General features: G+C 52.3%; 13 protein-coding genes. 3 read left to right on the forward strand and 10 right to left on the reverse strand.

Annotation, left to right across the window (positions count from 1 at the left end):
• Positions 1-8 precede the first annotated feature (8 nt).
• Together BM114_RS04045 and BM114_RS04050 are read right to left on the reverse strand one after the other, a co-directional pair.
• On the reverse strand, positions 9-3,311 hold the full coding sequence (locus BM114_RS04045) for a SusC/RagA family TonB-linked outer membrane protein (RefSeq protein ID WP_092110670.1): 3,303 nt from the start codon (positions 3,309-3,311) through the stop codon (positions 9-11).
• A 112-nt stretch (positions 3,312-3,423) separates the two neighbouring features.
• A complete protein-coding gene (locus tag BM114_RS04050; RefSeq protein ID WP_092110672.1) occupies positions 3,424-4,392 on the reverse strand; it encodes a FecR family protein in 969 nt (322 codons plus the stop codon).
• Positions 4,393-4,673: 281 nt separating this feature from the next.
• Here BM114_RS04050 and BM114_RS04055 point away from each other — a divergent pair, with 281 nt between their 5' ends.
• From BM114_RS04055 to BM114_RS04065, 3 genes are all read left to right on the forward strand, one after another.
• Entirely contained in the window at positions 4,674-5,798 is a 1,125-nt protein-coding gene (locus tag BM114_RS04055) for a PCMD domain-containing protein (RefSeq protein WP_092110674.1), read from the forward strand.
• 40 nt (positions 5,799-5,838) lie between these two features.
• Positions 5,839-6,591 (forward strand): porin family protein, encoded by a 753-nt coding sequence (locus BM114_RS04060; RefSeq protein WP_255406429.1) that lies wholly within the window; start codon positions 5,839-5,841, stop codon positions 6,589-6,591.
• A 201-nt stretch (positions 6,592-6,792) separates the two neighbouring features.
• Positions 6,793-7,410: an RNA polymerase sigma-70 factor gene (locus BM114_RS04065; protein WP_092110677.1), complete on the forward strand. Its 618-nt coding sequence runs from the start codon at positions 6,793-6,795 to the stop codon at positions 7,408-7,410.
• A gap of 551 nt (positions 7,411-7,961) precedes the next feature.
• On the opposite strand, the gene BM114_RS04075 is transcribed toward BM114_RS04065, so the two are convergent.
• From BM114_RS04075 to BM114_RS04115, 8 genes are all read right to left on the reverse strand, one after another.
• A complete protein-coding gene (locus tag BM114_RS04075) occupies positions 7,962-8,723 on the reverse strand; it encodes a hypothetical protein (protein ID WP_092110681.1) in 762 nt (253 codons plus the stop codon).
• A gap of 29 nt (positions 8,724-8,752) precedes the next feature.
• The gene (locus BM114_RS04080; protein WP_092110683.1) at positions 8,753-10,537 is read right to left on the reverse strand and encodes a RagB/SusD family nutrient uptake outer membrane protein; all 1,785 of its coding nucleotides are present in this window, start codon (positions 10,535-10,537) and stop codon (positions 8,753-8,755) included.
• Between the two features lie 21 nt (positions 10,538-10,558).
• Complete coding sequence (locus BM114_RS04085; RefSeq protein WP_255406418.1) at positions 10,559-13,840, reverse strand: SusC/RagA family TonB-linked outer membrane protein; 3,282 nt, start codon at positions 13,838-13,840, stop codon at positions 10,559-10,561.
• Between the two features lie 767 nt (positions 13,841-14,607).
• Positions 14,608-16,329, reverse strand: coding sequence for a SusD/RagB family nutrient-binding outer membrane lipoprotein (locus BM114_RS04095; RefSeq protein ID WP_092110690.1), 1,722 nt, complete (start codon positions 16,327-16,329; stop codon positions 14,608-14,610).
• A 37-nt stretch (positions 16,330-16,366) separates the two neighbouring features.
• Positions 16,367-19,774, reverse strand: coding sequence for a SusC/RagA family TonB-linked outer membrane protein (locus tag BM114_RS04100; protein ID WP_092110692.1), 3,408 nt, complete (start codon positions 19,772-19,774; stop codon positions 16,367-16,369).
• A gap of 599 nt (positions 19,775-20,373) precedes the next feature.
• Positions 20,374-21,672 (reverse strand): alpha-L-fucosidase, encoded by a 1,299-nt coding sequence (locus tag BM114_RS04105; protein ID WP_092110694.1) that lies wholly within the window; start codon positions 21,670-21,672, stop codon positions 20,374-20,376.
• Between the two features lie 185 nt (positions 21,673-21,857).
• A complete protein-coding gene (locus BM114_RS04110) occupies positions 21,858-22,832 on the reverse strand; it encodes a BT_3987 domain-containing protein (protein ID WP_092110695.1) in 975 nt (324 codons plus the stop codon).
• A 17-nt stretch (positions 22,833-22,849) separates the two neighbouring features.
• Positions 22,850-24,070: a DUF1735 and LamG domain-containing protein gene (locus BM114_RS04115; RefSeq protein WP_092110697.1), complete on the reverse strand. Its 1,221-nt coding sequence runs from the start codon at positions 24,068-24,070 to the stop codon at positions 22,850-22,852.
• Positions 24,071-24,072 lie beyond the last annotated feature (2 nt).

Below are 24,072 nucleotides of genomic sequence, written 5' to 3' on the forward strand. Positions count from 1 at the left end.
TTCAGTCATTAGAAATTTACTCTTGCGGAAAAACCAATGTTGCGCATGCTTGGCAGCATGAAGTAGTCCATGCCAGCAAAACCAGTTGCCGTACTTGCCGTAAGTTCCGGATCGAAAGGAGCCTTGCAGTAGAACATCAGTAGATTGCGGCCGGTGAAGGCAACATGCAATCCTTTGACCCAAGGCACTACTTTTGTAATAGGTATATCATAGCCAAGGGAGAGTTCGGCGAGCCGCACATTAGTGGCACTATACACATACATAGAGCCGGCACCCGTACCTACCGTCTGATAATATTTCTGAACAGCCGGAACACGAGCACCATTTATCAAGACTCCACCGGCTTCGCGGTCATCGGCAGTACGACCGGAAACCCCGTAGGCATCCATCAGGCCCTGCGTGAGGGATACGACCTTTCCGCCTACACGGGCATTAATGAGAAAACCGAGGGTAAGTCCCTTCCAGTTAAAACTGTTGCGCCAGCCCATATTGTAGAGTGGCTGGGAGTTTCCGGCATAGATATAACCGTCGCCATAAAGTCCGGCATTCTTGTCTACCATGACTTCATTGGTCTGATAGTCAACATAGATAAAGCCTTTGGCATCGGTCTTGAGGGCCGTTACATAGAGATCACCCATGGAGCCGCCTTCCGTAATCATGGTCTTTACATTGCCCAGGCTTACGAGGTCAAGGTGGTCTTGCGAAATGGTCAGGCCGTTAGGCAATGTGGTCGGAGCAAGGAGCTTGGCCACTTTATTGCGGTTAAGCGAATAGGTGAATGTGCTATTCCAGTCTACTGGTCCGAGAGACTGGTTCAGATTCAGGCTGACTTCAATACCCTTGTTGTCTATCTGACCACCATTGATATAGATAGAGCTATAGCCTGATGAGCTTGGCAATGTAGGATTGAAGAGCTGGTTATAAGTAGAAGTCTTATAGAGAGATACATTCAAGTTCAGTTTGTTTCCCCAGAAATGGGATTCCAGACCAACTTCCCATGCCTTCGTGCGCTCTGGCTTTATATCGTTGTTGGGATATGTCGTAGAGGTTTGTGGCGTGCCAGATTCCAAGGGATAAGTCTGGTAGGGTACATAGCGACGGGGCGCATTACCGACCTCGCTGTAAGACCCGCGAAGCTTCAGGAACGAAAGTACATTGCTTTTTAGGGCAGGAAACAAATCTGTCATGATGGCGGTGAGTCCTACAGAGGGGTAGGCCACGGCCTCGGAATCTGTGCCAGCTAGTGCAGATGCCCAGTCGATGCGTCCTGTTACATCCAGATAAAGTTTACTCTGCCAGCCTATTTGGGCGGTGGCGAAGAGCGACTGGATCTGGTCGTGGTATCGATTCTCGTCTGGTTTCAGGCTCGGCACATTCAAGTTGTCGTAGGAGAACTTGTTGGCCACGGAGTTTAAGTTGCCTCCGAGGGAGAAGTATTTGTAATTGACATCCTGAATGCTTGCACCGGCAGCGGCAGTAAGGGAGAAGTCGCCGAAGTACTTGTCAATGTTCAGCATGACATCGCCGTAGAGCTGGCGGGTCGTTTCGTCGTTCTTTTCGTAGAATCCATACTTCTCTGCGAAGACACCGTCGGTAGAGGCACTATACATTTTCTCGTAGAGACCGGAGGTATAGTCCATCTTTGCACGGGCACCGATGTTGATGCCCTTGGCAATATCATATGTGAGGCCACCACTAATCATGAAGCGATTCTTGTGATTGGTCAGGTTGTCGCGGTTTGTAATCCAATAGGGATTCTGCATGCCGAGGGCCTGGTTCCCCCAGGGCCAGTACTGTGTCTTGAAGCCGCGGCTTTCGTCATACATCTCATAAAGCTGGTAGGTCTCGAGGCTGTAGCTTGGGGAAAGCAGGTAGACGGGAACTATCGGATTCATATACTGCCCTTCTGATACCATGTTGTTTTCCTTTATATTCATATACATTGCGCTCAGGTCCAGGTGCAGTTTGCCGTTGAACATGCTTGCATTGTTACGAATGGCGAAGTTATAACGGGCGAGAGTGTTGTTAAGGACGATTCCTTCTGCATTCGTAGAGCCCAGCGAGATGAAGGTCTGGTTTTTATCCGTACCGGTAGAAAGGGTTACGGAGTTGCCTACATTGTAGCCTGTCTTATAGAAGTCGAGTGGATCATAGCTGCTTTTCTTGGTCAGTTTGGATCCCCAACTCTGGAATTCTCCCAGGGCTGCCCCGTATGTATTCTGGAACTCTGGAGTGATGAATGGCTCAAAGAAGCTTGTGTTGTTGGCATAGGTAATATTGGTGCGACCTTCCTCGCCACGCCTCGTTTTGATCATGATGACGCCGTTTTGGGCCTCGCTGCCATAGAGGGCGGAGGCTGCGGCGCCGGAAAGTACCGACATGCTCTCGATATCCTCGGGATTAATCATGGATATGCCGTCGCCAGATTGTCCCTGCCCTGAAAAGTAGTCAGAAGGTTGTGTGGTCTGGAGTGAAGGCATCGGAATGCCGTCGATGACATAGAGGGCATTGTTATTATTGCTGATAGACTTGGCTCCTCGCATGACGACCTTGACACCTCCGCCGATACCAGAAGATGAAGAGTTTATTTGCACGCCGGCTACCTTGCCCGCCAGCGAGTTCATCAGGTTGGCGTCCTTTACGCCCGTGATTTCACCCCCGTCAATCTGTTGTACATTATACGATAGCGCCTTGGCCTCTTTCTGGATGCCGAGAGCGGTAACGACGACTTCGTTGAGCAGTTTTTCGTCCTGAGACATGCTGACTACGACACCATTCTGGGCACTTACCACCTTTGCCGTGTAGCCTATATAGGAAATCTCAAGCTTGCTGCCTTCCGGGGCGGGGATGGTGAAGTTACCATCAAGATTGGTAACCGTTGCCTCATTAGAGTCCTTTACCCTGACAGTAGCACCTATTACCGGCTCCCCTGCCTCGTCGAGAACCTGACCTTTTATGACCCTTTTAGCCCCGGCCGTATTCTGTTGTTGTAAAATGGGCTTCGTGCCGACCTTGTGTATGATAATCATCCTGTTGTCAATCTCATAGCTGAGATTGCTTCCCAAGACCTGATCCAATACTTCGCGGACAGGGGTTGAGCGGAAGGTCGCGGTAACTTTCCGATTCGCATTGACTTCATCCACTTTGTAGATGACAGACATCTTAGTTTGTCGTTCCACCTCTTTCAGGACATTCTTCAGACTCTCATTCTGAAACTGCTTGGTAACAGTCTGAGCGTTCACATCGAATGATCCGAAAGATAGCACCACGAAAAGAAAGACTCTTAGCAATTTGCTTTGCTTTGCTTTCATTGTGTTTTACTGTTTGTTAAAGTTAGACTTTTTATGATTAGTAGTTCTTTTTGTTATTGGGGCAGGTGCCTGGTTCTACTGTCCATACCAGTCATGGACGAGGGTTGGCAGGTTATTCTGCCATGTAGATGTCCTTGCCATTGCGCGTAACCTTCATGTCGGTGATGCGTTGGAGGGCGACGAGTACTTCGTCAATGGTTTCCTTATTGCGTAGGGATATGGAGAGCTTGGTAGTCTTCAAATCATTGGATAGAATATGGATTCTGACGGCATATTGTCTTGACAGAATCTTGGTGAATTCTTCGAGAGTGATTTCATCGAAGTCGGTCATGTTCCTGATCCATGCGTGTGAGTCATTGCTGAAGTTGGTCTTGATAAGAGCACCGGTAGAGGTATTAAGGGTAACCATCTCTCCCGGCTGCATCATGAGCCGGTCGTTGCCGGCGTCAATCAGCACGGAACCTTCCAACAGGGAAGTCCTGATGAACGGGTCGTCCTTGTAGGCCGAAACATCGAAGTGGGTGCCTTTTACCACTACATCATATCCACGGGTCTTCACCACGAATCGGGAACCACTTTCTTTCTTCGCAACTTCAAAATATCCTTCGCCTTCAAGTTTCACTTCGCGATTATTGTTGTCGAACTGCGAGGTGTATTTGAGGGTGGAGCCGGCGTTTAGCCATACTTTCGACCCGTCGGGCAGGGTAAGTTCGCTCTTGCTGCCCATTGGGGTCGTGAGGGCAAACTCATGGCCAGGCAAGTTGTCGATGAGCTGCCAGGTAGAAAAGGCGGTAATCATGACCAAGGCTACTACTGCCGCCGCAATGGCAATGCGGTGCCGCAAGGTCAAAACCACAACAGACTTGGCCTTTGCTTCAATGGTGTTTGAAGCAAAGTGTAGCCAAGCCCGTTCGGTTTCTGCATGAGCAGTTTGTTGCTCTTTCCACTCTGTTTCCCAACGATGGAAAAGAGCGCGCTGGTCATCACCTTGTTCTATAAATTCGAATAGGGCATTCTCTTCGTCTCGGGTTATCTTACCTTCAAAATAACGGGTGGCCAGCTGTTTCGCATTCTTAAGCATATATTATATCTCTATCAAACTATTGATAAACCAACTTAAACTATTGATAAAACAACTGAAAAAAGATATACCCACCTCTTCTTAGTGTGTTTTCTTCATTATTTGGTGAAAAAAACAAAGATGCTGAAAGCGGAAAAGCATGGTGAAAAGAGAAAAATTATGTGGAAAACAAAACGAATTTGCAGATTAATTCCTACCTTTGTAGAGATTTCTTTAGGGTAGGCGTGGAATCTTTTGCGAAAAGGCAGGAGCTGTCCGGAACCTCTTAAAAGTAGATATTTATGAAAGTAAAAGGAATAACCCAGATTGTTTTATGGCTCGCATGCTCTGCGTTGTTATTTTCATCATGCATCAAGAACGAGGCTGAAAATGCTGAGGCTGATATCTTGACATGTGTCGTAAGCGGAGACCTGCTCATCCGAGAGCCTGTTATCACAAACACAGAAGTAAAATTGTATGTCAATGGATGGGAAGACCTGACGAGCGTAGCGCCAACTTTCACGCTGACCGAGGGAGCTCGGATAGAGCCGGCCAATGGCACGCCGAGAGACTTTACTACACCGCAGACCTACACGGTTACCTCTCAGGACGGCCAGTGGAAGAAGACCTACACGGTCTCGTTCATCTCGGAAGACCTGGCCACGGAATATCATTTCGAGAACATCAAGTTCTATGAATACGCAGATGGAGACGATCCGTCAGTAGAGCCTCGGAGGTTCTTTCATATCTTTTACGACCAGACCTTGGAAGGAAAAGAGATGACTTGGGGAAGCGGAAATGCTGGATTCATGATTACTAACAGCACCGCGCCTGCCACTGATTATCCTACCAGTCAGGCAGAAGATGGATACGAGGGCAAGTGCGCCAAGCTCGTTACACGCTCCACGGGCAGTTTCGGAATCTTGATGAGGGCTCCCTTGGCCGCAGGAAATCTCTTTATCGGCGACTTTCAGATTAACCTAACCGACATGGCCAAGTCCACTCACTTTGGAGCACCATTCCGGAAGGTACCGCAGGCCATCGACGGCTATTATAAATATAAGGCTGGTGAGAAGTATATAAATAAGAATAACGCGGAGGTACCCGGCAAGAAGGATATCTTCGATATTTACGCCGTGATGTATGAGGTTACCGATGATGTGCCTTATCTTGACGGAACCAACATCAAGACTCACGAAAACATCATAATGATGGCTCAGGTGGAGGACCGTAGGGAGACGGATGACTGGACTCATTTCTTCGCGAAGTTTAAGTTGCAGGATGGCAAGGTGATTGATGAAGATAAACTGCGCAACGGCAAATACAACCTCGCCATCGTTATGTCGTCAAGTGCCGAGGGGGCTTATTTTAATGGGGCTGTAGGCAGCACGCTGTATGTTGATGAAGTAAATCTGTATTATGAATAGAATCATGTTGATGAAGATATGTTCCAAGAGCCTTGTGGCAATGGCTCTGAGTATGTTGCCGGCTATGGCTATGGCTCAGCAGGATAGAACCCAGACCCTGCGTGAGTCGGAAGAGAAAGGCTGGGAGTATGAGGTGAAGGCTGGCGTGAATCTGGGTGGAGCCTCGCCGCTGCCGCTGCCTGAAGAGATTCGTGAGATTACCAGCTACAGCCCGAGGCTGAACGGAGTGATAGAAGCTGCCGTTACCAAATGGCTCGGGCACGACAGGGTCTGGGGACTTTCCACGGGTCTGCGCATCGAGGAGAAGGGCATGATCACGGGGGCAAGGGTCAAGAACTATAGTACGGAGATACTGAACGACGGCAGCAGGGTAGCCGGTCGTTGGACGGGACATGTGAAGACGGATTATAACAGCACATTCCTTACCCTGCCCGTAATGGGGAATTATAAATTCAATGACTGCTGGAAGGTGCGGGCAGGCATGTATTTCTCCTATCGCATAGACGGCGAGTTCTCAGGAGTTGTAAGCGACGGCTACCTTCGCGAGGGAAATCCCACGGGCGAAAAGGCAGAGTTTGCCGACGGAAAGACGGCTACTTACGATTTCAGTTCCGATCTCTGTCGCCTGCAATACGGCGCACAGGTGGGGGCTACATGGAGAGCCTTCAGCCATTTCACGGTCAATGCCGACCTTACCTGGGCCTTCAGCGACATTTTCAAGAGCAGTTTCAAGACCGTTACCTTCAATATGTATTCCATTTATCTTAACCTGGGTTTCGGATACAAGTTTTAAATAGTTGAGGAAAATCGGGCGAGGGGCAGGCTGACGATCGGCAAGAGGCTCGTGTCTCGCTGCTTCCCAGCACCCGGAAGAGGTAACGGAAGCAAGGGATCATACGGCTCTTGCCGCCGGAAACGATTCTTTTTTCCCGTTTTTTCTTGCTTGGCTGTCAAAGTTTGTCTATCTTTGCAGCCATAAGAATCTCAGCTTCCAATGCGCTATTATACTGACTCTCAGATTCTGATGGACGACATTCGCGGTGGCAGGAGTGAGGCTTTTGAATATCTCTTCAAGACCTACTATCCGCGACTGCGCAACTATGCGTCGCATTTCATAGCGGATATTGATGATGCCGAAGACATTCTCCAGGACTGCTTTACCCGTCTGTGGGAGCGGAGAGAGACACTCACCTATATCTCCCTGTCGGCCCTTCTCTTTACCATGGTGCGCAATGGATGCCTGAATTACCTGAAACACAAGTCGCTGGTGAATAACTACGAAGTGGATTTCCTGGCTCATATGAGCGGTAGTGAGCAGCTGTACAATTACGATTTCCTTGACAAGACCGACGCCCCTCTGCTCTATGAGGAGCTGCGCAGGCAGATAGAGAAGGTGATGGAGACGCTCCCGCCCCGTTCCCGCCAGATTTTCGAGATGAGTCGTTTCGAGGGATTGAAGAACCGCGAGATAGCCGCCGAGCTCGGCATCTCTGTCAAAGTGGTGGAGAAACACATCTCGAAAGCCCTCTCCGCATTCAAGACCCATTTCAAGAAAGGTGTTGCCACCGAGTCGCAGTATCTGCTCCTTGCATGGCTCTATACCATGATGTAGCCGCCTCTCCGCATGTCCGGTTGGCGTGTAACTTGCTTTTATGAAAAGAGAGGCTGGCTTTTAAGAAAACAGAAAGCAGCAAACAGAATGACGAAATCGGCGAAATCGTCCCACAAAATCGGCGAGATTATCGCGCAAAATCGGCGATTTTGCCAAACCATACGGGGCTTCCCGCAGTATGGGAAGGGCTCACTTGATAAATCAAGGGAGAAAACAAGCGGGGTTATACAGGCAAATCCCATCGGGGTTACACCCTTGACAAGGGCACCAGACACACCTAAATGATGTTCTGGAATGCACAACCCCATCGGGGTTACGCCATTGCCTGCAATACATTCCCTTTCCGTTGGTTTTCTACTGGCCCGTGAGAAGCGGCGGGCAACTCCCTTTCAAGTAGCATCCGGAATAAAACAGGGCTGCCTCCCCCGCGGGAGGCAGCCCTATATTGTATCGCATGCAAGTTTCTATAAAATGCCCTTGCGAAGCCATCACGACCGGCAAGGGCTGTGGTTAATTTACATACGAGAGAGAAATCTCGGTTATGAGACCCTTTACTTCAGCGTCAGGGTCTCCGTTGCATTTCCGAAGCTGCCTGCCGAAACCGTGAACTTGAAGACAAAGGTGAAGGTCTTGGTGGCCTCGTCGTAGGTGCTGCCCTGATCGGAGACGCTCACCATGCCATAGCGCGGATGCATATAGCCGGTCTCCATGGTCGTGGGATAGACCGTTGCCTTCGAGCCGTCATGGCTGAAAGCGAGACCGTAGCCCTTCTTCCAGTTGTTGGCGATGCGATAGCGATTACCCACCTCGGAATACTCTACATCCACCTCCCATGAAGCCGGGTTGAAAAACCCTGAGTTTGAGGTATAGGTACCCTTGCCGTAAGGCTTGTAGTCCAGGCCGGCAAAGTCCACCGACTGCGAGGTGCGCGTGCCGCCATTGGCAGCCACCACCGTCACGACATAGAGTCCGTGCAGGTCGGTGATGTAGAAATCCTTATAGCTGGAAGCAGCTACATCGAGCTTTTTTCCGTTCTGTACCACATACTCGGCATACTGTGCATCCGTCATCTGCCGCGCCTCCTTGGCCGTCTTGAGCTCTGCCAGATAGTAGGTCTCCTTGGCAGCGGCATTGGTGGCCACGCGCAGGTAACAGTCGTTGTCAGGGTTATATCCGGCGCCCGCCGCATACTGGTATACCGTTGCCACCGGCGTGGAATCGCCGCCCGGGGTGGTTCCCTCTTCCTCTCTGCATGCCGTAACAAGGAACAGCACGAGGAACGACAATGCCAAACTTTCTATTATTTTCTTCATATTCGTTTCTTTAATTTATATTCTACATTCTACCATGCATACTCCTGGGAGTCCTCCGTCGGCTGTATGGGGTTCGGATTATGAGTCATGCCGCCGTTATAGTCGGCCTCCGTACCTACGAATGCCCATACCATCCAGTTAGGCACTTCCCTCGTATTCCAGCGTGCGTTCTCGAGATGGTTGGTGCCTTTATAGCTGCGGATAATGCCCTTGTTCAGGCGCTTGATGTCGAAGGTAGCAAAGCCTTCGCCCCAAAGCTCCACACGGCGCTGCCACCACACCTCGTTCTGAAAGGCCGAGGTGGAGTTGTTATAGTAGGCTTCGTTGTGCTTGCCGTACTCGAACTGCGGGTCGCGGGTCTTGGCAAAGGCCTCAAGCAACTGCTTGCCGCGCGCCTCGTCCTGCATGCCGGCAGCCTCGGCCTCGATGAGCTTCATCTCCTCCACGCGCATCAGCGGCACGGAAACGCACCAGGCCTCGTACTTCACATCGGCCTTGCCTGCGGCGTTACGGAACTTCATGGAGTAACCGCCCAGACCATAGCCGGCATTCGTCACGCCGCCGGCGTAGATGCGAGTTGCATACTTTCTGTCTGTTTTCAGCTTTGCAACCATTTCTTTCTCTTTAGTTGATAAAGTTTCCGGATCTTTCTTCTCAAGTTTAGAAGCCTCAACAATATCATAAGAACCATCGTAACTTACAGCATAAGGAATGAGAGAGTCAACAGCTTGTGGCTGTTCCATCTCGTCGAGCTTGAAGTCCACCCAGCACATCCTGCGGAAGTCGGTCTTGGGAATAGAGCTATAGAGATGATGGTCGATGACATTCACTCCACCATAGTTGGCGGCGTAGCCACAATCGAATCCGTTTTCCGGAATCATGACCGAGCCCCACGAGTCGTCGCCGTCGTTGGAGATGATGCTGGGGTCGTCGTTCTTGAAGCGGGTGGCGAACATCCACGAGCTGTTGGGCGTATTGAAGCCGTTGTCGTGGCTCAGATACTCGTCCCGGCTCATCATCTGATAGCCCTGTTGGGCTTTCTTGGCATACTCTTCGGCCTTGGCCCAGTCGCCTTTCTCCAGATAGGTGCGTGCCTTGAGACCGTAGACCACGCTCACATCGGGCGTGTACTTGTCGGCACGCTGATAGCCGGCCAGGTATTTCTCGGCGCAGTCCAGATCCTTGAGGATGAACTCGAAGGCCTCTTCCCAGGTCATGCGCTCCTGATTGCGCGCCTGGTCGATGGTGCGCACCTCGTCGGCCTTGATCGTGGTGAGGGCGTTATGGTCCTCGATATAGGGCTTCGCGGCATACATACGGGCCAGATCCAAATAGAACATGGCACGCATGGCATAGGCGATGCCGGCTCCCTGTGCCTTGGAGGCCTCCGGCTCCGCATAGTTGACGGCGCCCGCGTTCTTGAGCACCACATTGCAATCGTTGATCCAGCCGTAGTAATAGGTCCAGGGCAACTGCGTCCTGGCGTAGCCCTCGGCCAGATACTGCACGCTGCTATACCAGGTAGAGTAATGGTTGTTTGAGCCTGCCGCCACAATATCCTGCCCTTCCACATCGCGGGTGAGGAACAAGGAGGTATAACCGTAGTCCCACACATTGTTGCTGGTGGAGGAGTAAAGCCTTTTTCCCGAGAGATTCCCCGTGAGGTTGGCCACAAGGTTCTCAAACGAACCCGGCGCTCTCGACACCTGATCCAGCGAGGGAGTGCCGTTCTGCGGAACCACCTCTTCTATACAGCCCGTGAGCATCAGTGCACTCAGAGCCGTCATGATGATTGCTGAAAATATCTTCTTCATATTCTATTCTTTTTGGTATGGTTAGAATGACAATTGAATACCTCCCATGATGGTGCGCACGGGAGCATAGGAGTTGATGCCCGACGACTGCGTGCCCTGGAAGCTGTAGCGCGGGTCGAGACCCTTGCGGGCTGACCAGAAACAGAGGTTCTCGCCCTGCACATAGACGCGCACCTTGCTCAACATGATCTTGCGGACAATCGAGGCCGGCAGCGTATAGCCCACCACGAACGACTGGAAGTTGAGATACTTCGCGCTCGTGAGGAATCGGGTAGACTGCGAGGTCGTGTTCTGATCGGTGTACATGAAGCGCGGAATGTTGCTCGAGGTATTGTCGGGCGTCCATGCCTTCAGCACATCCGTGGAATAGTTAAATCCGTTGGCTTTATCCGACACGGGCTGCATCAGCTGTGCATAACCGAAGTCGTAGATCCTTCCGCCTATCTGATAGTCGAAGGTGGCACTGGCGTCGAAGTCGTAGATGCGCAGCGTGGTCGACAGACCTCCGCTGGCAGCGGGCAGCATGCTGTGGGTGTAATAGCTGGCCTCGCTCCAGTTGGTGGTGGTGAAGGAGTGCTTGGTGGCCGCCTTGCTGCTGTTGGAAAGCTGGCCGGCCTGGAATTCCTTATAGATATCCTCGTCCACCCAGTAGAGCGGCTCGCCATGCTCGTTCACGCCCGCATAGTCGGGCAGCATGCCACTGTAAAGGGAACCTCCCTCGGTATACCACATCGACACATTGAAGCCGGCATTGACATCGGCCTGCGAGAAGCCGCCGTACTGCGCGATTTTGTCCGGAGCAAGCTTGAGAATCTTGGTCGAGTTATGCGAGATATTGCCCGTAATGCTCCAGGTGATGTCCTTGGTGCGGATGATGTCGGCATTGAGCGTCAGCTCCACGCCCTGGTTGCGAATGTCGCCCAAGTTGCCGTAATATCCGCGTATGCCCATACTCTCGGGGATGCTTAGCCAGAAGAGCATGTCGGTGGTCTTCTTATTGTAGAAGTTCACCTCACCGCTCAGGCGGTTCTTCAGGAAGGCGAATTCCAGACCGAGGTTGAAGTTGGTGGTGGTCTCCCAAGTGATGTCAGGATTGCCAATCTGGGCAAACGAAGGCAGCATGGCAAGATTGCCCTTCGACAGCGTGTAGCGCTCCAGGTAATAGAAGTCGGGGATGCCGTCGTTACCCTGCTGGCCGACGGACACCTTCAGCTTCAGGTTGTCCACCCAGTCGGCATTGAGCTGCTTGAAGAAATTCTCCTTGCTGATAATCCAGGCACCGCCCAGGCTCCAGAAGTCGCCCCAGCGATGGTCCTTGGCAAAGCGGCTGGAGGCGTCGCGGCGATAGGAAGCCTGCGCGAAGTAGCGCTGTGCATAGTTGTAGAGCGCATTGCCGAAGTATCCCTCCACATTATAGGTGGTGTTGTAGGAGTAACTGTTGTAGCGGTCGGAGAATGCGTTGATTTCCTTTATCTCCGGAGAGAAGCCCCCACGGGCCAGGGCCTCCAGATAATTCACGCGCTGCTTGTACCACTCGTGGCCCAGCATCACCTGCACATCGTGGTCGCCGAACTGCTTGTGGAAGTTCAGGGTCTGCACATAGTTCTGACGGAACGAGGTGTTGTTATACTTGTCGATGGTTCCGTTCTCAGCGACGGCGCTGCCGATGTAGGGATTCTCATAGTGAGAATAGCGCGAGAGGCCGAGGTTGAAGGAGTTCGTGGAATTGAACTTCAGCCACGGGGTGAAGGTGAGGTCGAAGCTGAACTGCCCCTGTATCTGGTCGCCTCCGTTGGTTACCTCGTTGTAGCGGTTGGAGCCGATCGGGTTGCCCGTATTCATAAACGCGCGGCTGCCCTGGCCGGGGTATCCCGTCGCCGGAACGCCGAAGTCGTACTGCTCATGCCCGTACTGATCGGTGCGGATGACGGGTTTGCCATTAGCATCCAGCACGCGCACATAGAGCGGATAGATGGGAGCGATGTACTGGGTGAAGTATCCCATGTTGGCAGCATTGAGCGTCGTGTTGCTCAAGTTCGGGTTCGACTCCATCATCGAGCGCACATAGCCCACATTGGAATAGAGGTGGAGCCAGTCTGTGGCCTCGTAGTCGGCCTTCAGGCGGGCGGTGAAACGCTCGAATCCTGAGTTTTCCAGAACACCTTTCTCCTTCAGGTAGCCCACGCTGGCGTAGTAGCTTATCTTGGTGTTGCCGCCGCTGATGTTCAGGTTATACTCCTGACGGGTGCCGTGGCGATAGGCCGCGTCCTTCCAGTTGTCGGGCATGATGTAATAGGTTTCGCCCCCATAGGTGTAGGAACGGCCGAGGGTGGCCTTCGGATTGAGCTTTCCGTCCAGTCCGATCAGGTTCTCGCCGTCGGGCAGGGTGAAAGGATTATACTGCAGGCCGATGGTCTGATTGGTGATCATGCGCTGGTTCACCCATGCGTTGGCCTGTTCGCGGGTCATGCCCTGCTTATAGAAGGCGTAGTTGAAGAACTGCGAATAGTAGGCCTCCATGAACTGGCCGGGGTCGGAGAAGGTGTCATAGTCCTGCACGCTGCGGCTCGTGCCTCCCCACTTGGCCTCCAGATTGATGCGGGCCTTCTGGCCTCCGCCTTTCTTCGTGGTAATCAGGATGACGCCGGCGGCACCGCGCGCTCCGTAGAGGGCTGCGCTGGAAGCATCCTTCAAGACGGTAACGCTCTCGATGTCGTCCTGCGGGATGTTGCTCAGCGATGCCGTGTAAGGCGCCCCGTCGACGACGATGAGCGGCGTCGTAGACGCATAGAGGGAAGCGATACCGCGGATGTGGATGTCGCCTTGCGACGCTCCCGGCTGTCCGCTGCCGCCCGTAAGCTGCAGGCCGGGCACGGAACCCACGAGGGCATCGGCCACATTGGTGGCAATCTTCTTGCTGATCTCGGTGGAGTTCATCACGGCAGCCGAGCCGGCGAACGACTCCTTGGTCTGCCGTCCGAAAGCCACCACCATCACCTCGTCGAGGGTCTTGTTATCGGGCTGAAGCACGATGCGCATATTGCCGCTGACCGTTACGGTCTGGCTCTTCATGCCAATATACGAAATCTCCAGACGAGAATTGCTGTTAGGCACCGTGAGCGAGAACTTTCCATCAATGTCGGTTACCGTACCCGTGTTGGTACCAACGACCTTGATGGATGCTCCGACTACGGGCTCACCGTCCTCGGCGGAGGTTACAGTACCTTTCACCGAGGTCTGAGCCAATGCCATCCCTACGAAGAGGAATAGACTGGCAAGAATCATTGTTAATCTTTTTCCCATAAATTCTCTCTTTTTGAATTAAATATTATAATTTTTAAATCTCTCTTCTATTACCCTATCTCAACAAGGTATTCATGTGTGTTTACCGCCATGGGAAAATATTACGCGAAGTAATAAATCTATAATTAAAAAGGCTTTTTCTTACAAGTCGTCATTCGCAAATATAGTCTATTCCTAAAAGAAAAACAAATAAATTTATATAAAAAGCCCATTTTTAAACATTTATTAACTAACAATATTGAAAAAGAAAGGTTCTGTGCCGCAAATCAGGCATAAGATTTGATACATTTTCTGGATATCAGCGGCAATTCCCGGAGAAGCAAATGCGACATACTGATACCCGGATCGGGGAACTTGTTTGCAAATTGGAAGCCAACTGCAGGCAAGCGGCTGCGGACCGCACGGTATTTCGACGAATCCGGAAAGTTACGAACTGAATCCAAAAAATGTAAATTGCCGCCGGCGCGGAGGAAACAAGGACGGAGGCCGCAGCAGACGGGGAGGCGCACCGGAAGCGGCCTTCGCATCCCGGGAAGGGGACGACGGCGAAGGGGAAGGCGGCATTCCGGGGGAGCCCCAGCGGCTCGGGCAAAGATTTTCAGCGGCTGAGACAAAGATTTTCAGCGACTGAAACATGAAGTTTCAATGGCTGAAACACCCTGCTTCAGCCATTGAAATCCCCACTCCCGGCCGCAAGCCGCACTGCCGGAACGAAATTATCCCCGGCAGGATTGCTGCCGGGGATAATAATGACGGGTGCGCAATGATTACTTCACAAGGTGATAGTAAGTCTTCTTTGCCCAGAAGAGGTTGGTGTAGAAACCGGTAGACTCTTCATAGTTCTTGGCGATTGCATCCTGATAGTTAGTCGTATTGTAGTTGATTTCGTCGCTCGGATAAGGCAGCCGGTTGGGGGGCGTAGGATAGCTGGACACCTGGCTGTCGGTCGCGAAGTCGACCTGCGGGAACCCTGTTCGGCGGGTTACATTCCAAGCCTCCAGTTCGTTGGTCCACCCGAAGTTGAGCCAGAGCTGCGTGGCAACGCATTCCTGGGTGGGCTGCCAGATATGTTCTGCATAAGCAGCCACTGCCGCGTCGGTAGGCTTGGCATTGAGCTTGCGGTAGCCTCTGTAGCTGTCGTTGCCAGCCTTGTGGAGTGAACTGTTGAGCTTTGCCGTCCAATAATAGTCGGTAGACTGCTGCAGCCCCTTCACGAAATTGTTCTTGGCGGTAGCCTCGTTCTTGGAAACGCCATATCCCATCAGGTAAGCCTCGGCCTTGCTCAGCGAAACCTCAGCCGCGCTAATCCACACTCCGTTGAGGTTAGCATTGCCCTGATAGGTCTCATATCCGGCAATGGCTATTGTGTCGAGGTAGCAGAAGTAGTTGGCCTGCAGGATTCCGCGTGAGATATACTCCTTGTTCTTGGCGTCAGCGAGGTTAGTGAGCTCGGTATCGCTCATCTTCACATCGTAAGCCACATACTCGCCGTCAGGGTTGCAGTCGTAGATAACCTCCAGACGGGGGTCAGTGTTCGCGTCTGGAACGCCTGCCGCGGGCACATTCATTGCGGTGAGCATAGCCTGTGAACCAGAACCCTCGGGACGGCCGGCCAAAGCCTGTGCGATGCTCTTGCCATAGTTGAAGGTATCGGTGCTGGTATCGCCCGTAACACCCTGTGCCTCGTCGTTGCTGTCAACGAGCGGATACTTGGAGGGATTGTTCAGTATCTCGGCGATGGCGGCCGTGGCCTCAGAGGTAAGGTCGCCCTGAGAAGCCAGGTGGAGGGCGATGCGCAGGCGGAGAGAGTTCACCCACTTCTGCCAGATCCCGGGCTTACCCTTAGCCATTGTATAGTCCTGACGGGCGAGTGAAGCAAGTGCTATGGTGTTGAAGTTGCCCGCTGCGAAATAATCGCCCACTTCCTTGAGGTCCTTGAGGATGGTCTTGTAGAGTTCCACATCATCGTCGTAGACACAGAGAGTCTTGGCTCCGGCATAGTCGCTATTCTCCCAGAGGGTGCCGGCTCCGGTGTAGGGAACATCGCCGAAGAGCGACAGCATCTCGTGCAGCTGAGCCTCAACGAGCGAGCGGCCGAGGTAATAGAAGATCTCGTTAGACGGCTTCAGGTCTTCAGCAAGGTTGTTATAGTTATACTCCAGCAGCCGAAACTGCGTGAGCATGTTGTAGAAGTCCTGCCAACGGGCATTGAAGTATCCCTCGCCCGGACCGCGGAAGCGGCCTCGGCCATTGGAATTACCGATGACGCCGGAGAAGACTCCGGAAGTGGCAGACTGCACATAATAGCGATAATAGACAGGGCACATCCAGCTGTTTCCAGCCTGCAGGACCCCCGTAAACACCTGAGGCACGCCTACGCTTGCGGTCTTGGAAGGATCGGGATATCTCTCGTCAAACTGCCTGCTCGTGCAAGAGAAGAGCGACAGGAGGGCGATGCCTGTGAAGACCAATGAAATTATCTTTTTCATATTCCTATTCTTTAATTAATTGTTTTAAACCACGAACTTAGAAACTTGCACGGAGAGAGATACCAAAGGTACGGGCTGAGGCCGTAGAACCACCCACCTGTGCCTGGTAAACCCAATATGTACCATCCGAAGTCTCGGCGTCAAACAGCTTCAGGCTGCGGTAGAGATAGAACGGGTTACGGGCATAAGCCGATACCGTAAGCCGGTCGCAATGGAACTTCTTGGTGAGCGCAGTCGGCAGGGTATAGGCCAGGCTGATCTCACGGCACTTCACATAACTGTTTTTCTGAACGGCATCCCGATAACTTTGCGAGGCACCCGTTCCCCAACCATACTGGTTGTCGTTGACCTCAAACTGGGTAACGATGATGTCGTTGGGCGTTCCGTCTTCCTTCACGCCGCGCTGGATTAAACCGTTATCCCAGACTAAGTGGCCGTCGATCTTGGTTTCACCACGCTTGTAGTTGGGCACCTGAGAGGGATCCACGCGAACGATGGAGGACTTGTTAGACATATCGTTGGCCGTACTATAGTAGAACAAGCCACCGGTAGAGGCATCACGCACGCCGACGGCATCCTCTATGATACCTGTATCCATGTAGTACTGCCAAGGTTGGTTGAGCACATCACCTCCGATGCGGAAGTCAAAATTCAGGTCGAGCGTGAAGTTCTTCCAAGAGAGGGAGGTGCCGAATCCGCCTATCGCGTCAGGCATGGCGTTGCCCACCTTGTGGCGAGCCTCGGTATCCGTAATGTACAAGCCATTGGAACCTACGAGATAGTTACCCTTATCATCGGTCTTCCAAGTGTAGGCATAGATGTCTCCAATAGGCTCTCCCACATGCGATTCGAAGGTTGCGGCACCATTATCAAAAGTAGCATGGGTGAAGAGATCCAGACCATCGGCCAGCTTGTTTACCTTATTGTTGTTCTTTGCGATGTTAAAGCGCAAGTCCCAACGCCAGTCCTTATTCATAATCGGAGCACCGTAAACACTAAACTCAATACCATTGTTGCTTAGCTCACCCACATTCATCAGCATGCTTCTGCCACCCATGGATGCGGCTGCCGTAGCCGTAAGAATCTGATCCTTGACAGTATTGTTGTAGTAGCTTAGCTCGAAGCCCAGGCGGTTGTGGAAGAACTTATTCTCCAAACCCACCTCAAACTCATGCTTGCGCTCAGGACGGATGTTTTCGTTGCCAATGGTCGTCGGAACATAATTGTAAGTATAGTTCATGTCGCGGGTCAGTGAACCTTGGCTGAAACCATTGTAAGCGGAATAGATTCCGGGAGAGTTACCTACTACTCCATAGGCGATGCGAATCTTTCCGTAATCCCACCATGCCGGTCGCTTGTCTTTCATAAATTCCGTATAGAGGGCACTGAGGCTGATAGAAGGATAATAGAAAGTGTTGGTGCCATGATGCATGGTAGAAGTCTTCTCCTGTCGGATGGTTCCCTCGAGATAAGCCCAGTTGTCGAAACCATAGCTGGCTGTCAGGTAGAGCCCCGTCTTAAGCAGACGCTGCTGCGTCATGTTTGAATTTTTCTGCCCTACAGACGCATTGATATGGAACCAGTTCTCCTGAGTAAGACCTTGACTGGTGCTTACACTCGAGAGCCAATAATCTTCGCGGCGGGCATTGTAACCGGCATTCACCGTAATATTGTGGATGTCGGAAAAGGTCTTGTCCCACGACAACATGACATCGCCATAAATGATTTTATAATGGCTGTTGGTCAGGCCATAAGAGTCGCTGTACTGTCCGTTGGTTGAGAAAATGTGCGCATTCTCAGCACGGTTCTTGTTCTCAATCTTGTCCGTAGTGAGGTCGGTAGCTATGCGGCCGCTCAATGTGAGGCCCGGGATAATAGTCCACACGGGATTCACGGAACCGATGAAGCGATTGTGATTCTCAAGTTGCTCCTTACCCAAGACATTCCAAAAATACTCACTCATCAGGGAAGTAGAGCCCATGGGGGTGTAGAGGAACTGCTCATCGGGCGTCAGGGTTTCGGCCGTACCTCCGTTGCCGGCATAGACGCTGTTCATGTATCCCAGACTGGTCATGGTGTGCTCTCGAATATATTTGACATCCGTGAAGCTACCGAACATACCTGAATAGTTCTGCACAATACGACTGATGCGGTAAGGACGGTTCTTGATGTGCTGCACCTCGTAGGTTGCGCTGTAGTTAATCTTCAAGGCCGGGAACACCTCGAAGGTACCGTTCAGGTTGAAGTTGTGCTTGTTGTTGTTAGAGTTATACTGTGTCGGCAGGTTGTTGTTGTAAGTATAGGAGAAGCGCAGGGTGTTGCGCTCCGTAGCGTTGGAAACCGACACATTGTAGTTCTGGTTGACACCGGTGCGGAAGACCTCGTCCCACAGGTTGCCTCCTATCGGCGTAAACGGACGCACCGTACCGTCGAAGTAGGTTACGCTCTTGCTTGCGTCATACTTGGCACCATAAGAATAGTAAGTCTCGCGGACAGGAGTTACGATGCTGTTGCCATTGCGGTCTACGCGACTCTGCCGGAAACCGGACGCTGACTCGGGAGTATCTCCCAGAGCCCAGTTATCGTAACCTGGACCGTACTGCTTCTGGATCTCAGGCATATAGGCCACTACATCGAAGCTCAAGCCGGCACTCAGCTCCACATGGGTTCCCTTGCCCGTGCCTTTCTTGGTGGTAATCATCACGACGCCGTTGGCAGCCTCAGAGCCATAGAGGGCAGAAGCGGCGGCACCCTTCAGGATGGAGATGTTCTCGATGTCCTCCGGGTTGATGTCCACAAGTCCGTTAGAGTTGATGCGCTGGTTATCCCAATAACCGTCGTTGTTGGTATCGCCAAAACGGATAGGCACACCATCAAGAACGAGCAAAGGCTGAGAGGATCTCGTGATGGACGACAAACCGCGAATCTGGAAAGACACGGCACCGAGTCCGCCGCCAGGGGCAGAGTTGATGCGCACGCCCGCAGCCTTTCCGTACAAGCCCGACGCAAGGTTGGGCGCACCGGTCTTCACGATGTCGGCAGAACCGATCGAGCTGATGGAATAACCCACCTTCTTGGCATCTTTCTTGATACCCAAGGCCGTAACGACCACCTCGTCGACACTGGCACTACTCTCCTCCATCACCACATTAATGGATTGTTTTCCCCTGACATCGACCGCCTTCGAGGCGTATCCGATATAGGTAAACTCCAATGTGGCATTGGAAGGACAGCTGATGGTGTAATTACCGTCGACATCGGTAATCACACCCATCGCGGATCCGAGGACTTTTACGGTGGCGCCGACTATCGGCTCACCTACCTGATCCACAACAGAACCCTTGACCGTAATGTTCTGGGCCGAAAGACTGACGGCAAAAAACATCATCAAAACAGCCAAGGCTGCTCTCAAAGAGAGCTTGAAAGCGTTTTCTTTTTTCTCCATTGCTTTTTTTAATTTAAGGTACTTGTAACTATTTGAAACATTTTAATCAACTATAAGTTAGCAGGGCGACATCCTATGGCGTCGAATCGCAGGCACTCTTGGCCATACATGCGCAACGCTCTTACATTATTGCTGCAAATTTAGTAAATTAACTGAAACTTTAATGAAATTTTAGAGAAAAGATGCATAAAAATAGTTTAATTCTTGCAAAAAATGACGATTTCAGGGGCTTTTAGCGCACTTCAATCCCGGTTCCGGTACTCACTACGATAACCAGAATCAGTATATGGAGGGGATGCCTATGCGCATTCCCCGCAAGAAAAACAGCAAAGAGCCGTAAGAGAGGTAAGGCCCGGCCGGAAGGGAAACCGAAAGAAAAGCCTCTGCTGACGACAAAAAAGAATCCGCCGGACGGCATCCGAGGAGTGTTTCAACGGCAGAAACACGGTGTTTCAATAGCTGAAACAGATTGTTTCAATGACTGAAACACGAAGTTTCAACGGCAGAAACTCCTTCAGAAGACGGCAAAAGAAAAGGGGAATTGCCGCAACAAAGCCTGCGACAAGTCCCCGGATGCTTCTGCAAATGCAAAACCTGAATTACTTCAGGGTGAGTTCCACGATGGTGTCTACGCCCTTGGGCGCCGAGGGGAGACCGAGGAGCACGCCCCCCGCCACATGCTGCACCCGCACGGGAGCCTTGCCCGAGAACATGCGTGCCTTGGCAACTCTCTTCGTGGTGATGGGCAGGAAGAGCGACTTGTCCTGATAATTGAGGATGTGCACATAGAGCGTGCTGCCCTTCTGGGTGGTTACGCCCCAGTCGCGGGGAGCCACCAGGCCGCCGCGCGTGCCGTAGATGGTCTCCCCATTGGCCTTCAGCCATGTCCCGATGGCCTTCAGCCTTGCCAGGGCTTCGGCGGGAAGCATGCCGTCGGGGCGCGGTCCTATGTTGAGCAGATAGTTGGCATTGTGCCCGGCTGAGCTCACCAGCTTCCGGATGAGCGTCTCCGCACTCTTATACTGCTTGTCGGTGATGCTGTAGCCCCAGGTGCGGTTCATCGTCATGCAGGTTTCCAGCGGAAGCTGCCCGATGACGCTCCCGCCCGAGAAGCCCGCCGTGTTCTGTCCGGGCAGGTCTTGCTCGAACATCTGGATATCCTCGCCGGGCTTGGGTGCCTGGTGATGGTTGTTGCCTATCAGACAGCCGGGCTGCAGCCGGTGAATCAAGGCATATTGCTCGTCGAGACGCCAGTCGAAGTCCTTGTGCATCTTGTGGTCCCACCATCCGTCGAACCATATGGCGCCCACCTTTCCGTAGTTGGTAAGCAGTTCGGTGAGCTGCTCGTTCATGAACCGGAAGTAGCTGTCGTAGTCCTGTTTGTCGGTAGGACGACCCAGTTTGGATCCTGATCCACCCAAGGGATAGTCCAGCCGGTGCCAGTCGAGGTGGGAATAATAGAACTGCAGGCGGATGCCGTATTTCTCACAGGCGGCGGCGAGCTCTTTCAGCACATCGCGGCGGAACGGCGTGGCATCCACGATGTTATAGCCGGACGCGGCCGTTTTGAACATGGAGAACCCGTCGTGGTGGCGCGAGGTGATGGTGATGTATCGGGCACCGGCCTCCTTGAAGGCCTTCACCCACTCCTCGGCATCGAACTTAGAGGGATAGAAGCCGGCAGCGAGGTGGGTATACTCCTCATAGTTGAGCTTCTTGTTCTCCTGCACCCACTCGCCGTCGCCGAGCATGGAGTAGATGCCCCAATGGAGGAAAATACCAAACTTGTTATCCTGAAACTCCCTGCGAGCCTGCAGGTTATCGGCCGACGGCTGATACTGCGCGAACAGATGGGCACATACCAGCATAAAGACAATAGATAAAACGGTTTTTTTCATGACATTAAGAAATTTGCGGCAAAGGTAAGCAAAGTTCCCGAGAAATCCAAGAAAATCAGGCAGGAGAATCGCGGAAAACGGAAATCTGCCCGAAAAATCATCCTCAAAAGCGACATGGCGGCAGACCGAGGCAAAACAAAAACCGCCCTGCCTCTCGTGAAGGCAGGGCGGTTTCCAAGAAGAGTTTACTCCGCGAAAATGGCCAGATTGTCAATTGCGCAGTAGCCCCACTGTATGTAGCCCCATGCCCATGAATTCTGATCCAGACTCATCGTCATGCGAACATAGCGGGAGGGAACAGCCCCGTAGAAGACATAACCCGTATAAGTGTCCCAGCCGGAGCCAACGGACGGACCGCTGTGCTCGGAGGTCTTGCCAGCCTCTGTCCACTTCGACTTATCGGCACTGAGTTCTACCGTGGCACTCGTTACCAGACTTGAATTGATGCCGAAGCCCACGATGTTCTTGCTCTCCCCAAGGTCGAGAAGGAAGGAGGCCGTAGCCTGCTTCTTCGTAAATTTCCAACCGGAGAAGGTAAAGGCGTCCTTGTTCAGCCCGTCGGCCTCAAGGCAAGTGGCCTCGGTCAGGGCAGAGCCCGCCATGGCGGCAGCCTCGTCGTTGATAAGGCTTGTAGAGGTCTTGACAAGCACATACACCACGCCCCGGTCTTCGGAAGCCGTGCCCGCGCCGGAAACCTTCAGGCGCAGGGGAGCCAGATAGACCGGCTCCGTCAACTTGGCAAGGTCGGCATTGGCGACAAATGCCAGCCGAATGGAGTCGGAGGAGGCTACCGTGTCGGCCTGGATATGGGCAGCGGCACCCGCAAGGTCGAGATAACCTGCCGGGAGAGCCGCATACTCCGTCTTGTTCCGGGCATTGTATACCTCAACGAGCGACGGGTCAAGCTCCAGAGTGGCGCTCGTGCCCTGTGCGGCACGCTTAATCCGTATTGGGAAAGCGGCCTTGAAGGTGGTGAGGTCGCCGATGGGAGTGTGAACCACCTTGGCCTCGAGGGCATTGGCGGCATTGAGATTTACATACACCAGGTTGTTCGGGTTACCCACGATATCATAGTGATCATCGTCGCTGCACGAAGAGATTGCCAGCGAGGCAATGGCAATCACGCACAATGCAGGATACTTCAAAAAGTTCTTTTTCATCGTTAATTCCTCCTTTATTACTGTGCACACTTGTTGATATCATCTTTCACCCAGTTGATGGCGTTGGCAGCATTGGGAGTGGGCGTCATGTTGCCGCTCTCGTTGACATCGCGGCTCGTCTTGCTCCAGTCCATATCAAAGCCGTTACCCGTGGCATCCTTGAAGATGTGGCCGCTGCCCTCGTTGAATTTCCAGTATGCCTTCAGGCCGTCGCTCTGCGGATCTACGCCGCATATGCCCCCCGCGATTTCGCTTGCGGAAAGGGCACGGTCCCAGATTCGGATCTCACAGAAGCGATGAGCGAAGAACTGGCTGGTGGTATAGCCGCCCCATGACATGCCCATCTCATAGCGCTTGAAGTTGATTTTGTCAATCTTCGCTCCGATAGAGGTGTCGAGCACGCCGTTCACATAGAGCGAAACGGTGCTGCCGTCGTAGACAAATGAGAGCAGATACCAGTGGCCGTTCTCGAATTCCGTCTTGGAGATAAACTTGTTGTCGGCAAGAATCACCTGAAGTTTGTTGTCAGAATTGGCCTCGTTAAAGCGCAGCAGCAACGACTTTTTCTCGTTTTCCTCCTCAAGAGCCATGAATCGCTGCGGGTAGTTGGTGCGGTTCAAGCCCTGCGGATAAATCTTCACCTCATAGGTCAGGGTCGTCAACGGAATGGCCTTGTCGAAGATGAAGTTGCTCGACGCGCTGGAATTAGCCTGAATGGAGAAGAAATTCAACACGCGGGAAACGCGCAGGAAGATGGTCTTGGAAGTCTCGATCAGAGGTTCGTTGGTACCACTTACAGACTTTACCGTAACAGGAATCAGATAGGTACGGCCGTCTACGAAGTCTTCTGTGCTCACCACCTTCACAAGTGCGGGGGCAGAAATGGCAGCGTCCTTGGAAATGGTTACCTGGGTCTGCTCCAACTCAACAGCTCCTTCGGGAATCGAGAAGTAGTTGGTGGTATGCTCGGCATTGTACTCATCCACCTTGGAAGGGTCGATGGCCAAGGTCAATGTAACATCGCTTTCCACTTTCTTAGTAGACTGCACGGTTACTGCATAACTAGCAGGTGTATCTTCGACTACAAACTTGACTACAGGGTTATTCTCTGTACCAGATACAAAGAGCCCTGACTTATTGTAATCAAAATCATCGCCCTCGGAGCTGCAGGAAGTGAAAGACATGCCTCCTGCCAACAGAAGAAGAGCTGCTGAAATGATATTGAATCTGAATTTCATAC

The organism is Prevotella sp. KH2C16 (genome assembly GCF_900113305.1).
GTDB lineage: Bacteria > Bacteroidota > Bacteroidia > Bacteroidales > Bacteroidaceae > Prevotella.

Bases quoted from the DNA above. Each gene is read 5' to 3' on its own strand.
- BM114_RS04045 (WP_092110670.1), bottom strand. From the start codon at position 3,311: ATGAAAGCAAAGCAAAGCAAATTGCTAAGAGTCTTTCTTTTCGTGGTG.
- BM114_RS04050 (WP_092110672.1), bottom strand. From the start codon at position 4,392: ATGCTTAAGAATGCGAAACAGCTGGCCACCCGTTATTTTGAAGGTAAG.
- BM114_RS04055 (WP_092110674.1), top strand. From the start codon at position 4,674: ATGAAAGTAAAAGGAATAACCCAGATTGTTTTATGGCTCGCATGCTCT.
- BM114_RS04060 (WP_255406429.1), top strand. From the start codon at position 5,839: ATGGCTCTGAGTATGTTGCCGGCTATGGCTATGGCTCAGCAGGATAGA.
- BM114_RS04065 (WP_092110677.1), top strand. From the start codon at position 6,793: ATGCGCTATTATACTGACTCTCAGATTCTGATGGACGACATTCGCGGT.
- BM114_RS04075 (WP_092110681.1), bottom strand. From the start codon at position 8,723: ATGAAGAAAATAATAGAAAGTTTGGCATTGTCGTTCCTCGTGCTGTTC.
- BM114_RS04080 (WP_092110683.1), bottom strand. From the start codon at position 10,537: ATGAAGAAGATATTTTCAGCAATCATCATGACGGCTCTGAGTGCACTG.
- BM114_RS04085 (WP_255406418.1), bottom strand. From the start codon at position 13,840: ATGGGAAAAAGATTAACAATGATTCTTGCCAGTCTATTCCTCTTCGTA.
- BM114_RS04095 (WP_092110690.1), bottom strand. From the start codon at position 16,329: ATGAAAAAGATAATTTCATTGGTCTTCACAGGCATCGCCCTCCTGTCG.
- BM114_RS04100 (WP_092110692.1), bottom strand. From the start codon at position 19,774: ATGGAGAAAAAAGAAAACGCTTTCAAGCTCTCTTTGAGAGCAGCCTTG.
- BM114_RS04105 (WP_092110694.1), bottom strand. From the start codon at position 21,672: ATGAAAAAAACCGTTTTATCTATTGTCTTTATGCTGGTATGTGCCCAT.
- BM114_RS04110 (WP_092110695.1), bottom strand. From the start codon at position 22,832: ATGAAAAAGAACTTTTTGAAGTATCCTGCATTGTGCGTGATTGCCATT.
- BM114_RS04115 (WP_092110697.1), bottom strand. From the start codon at position 24,070: ATGAAATTCAGATTCAATATCATTTCAGCAGCTCTTCTTCTGTTGGCA.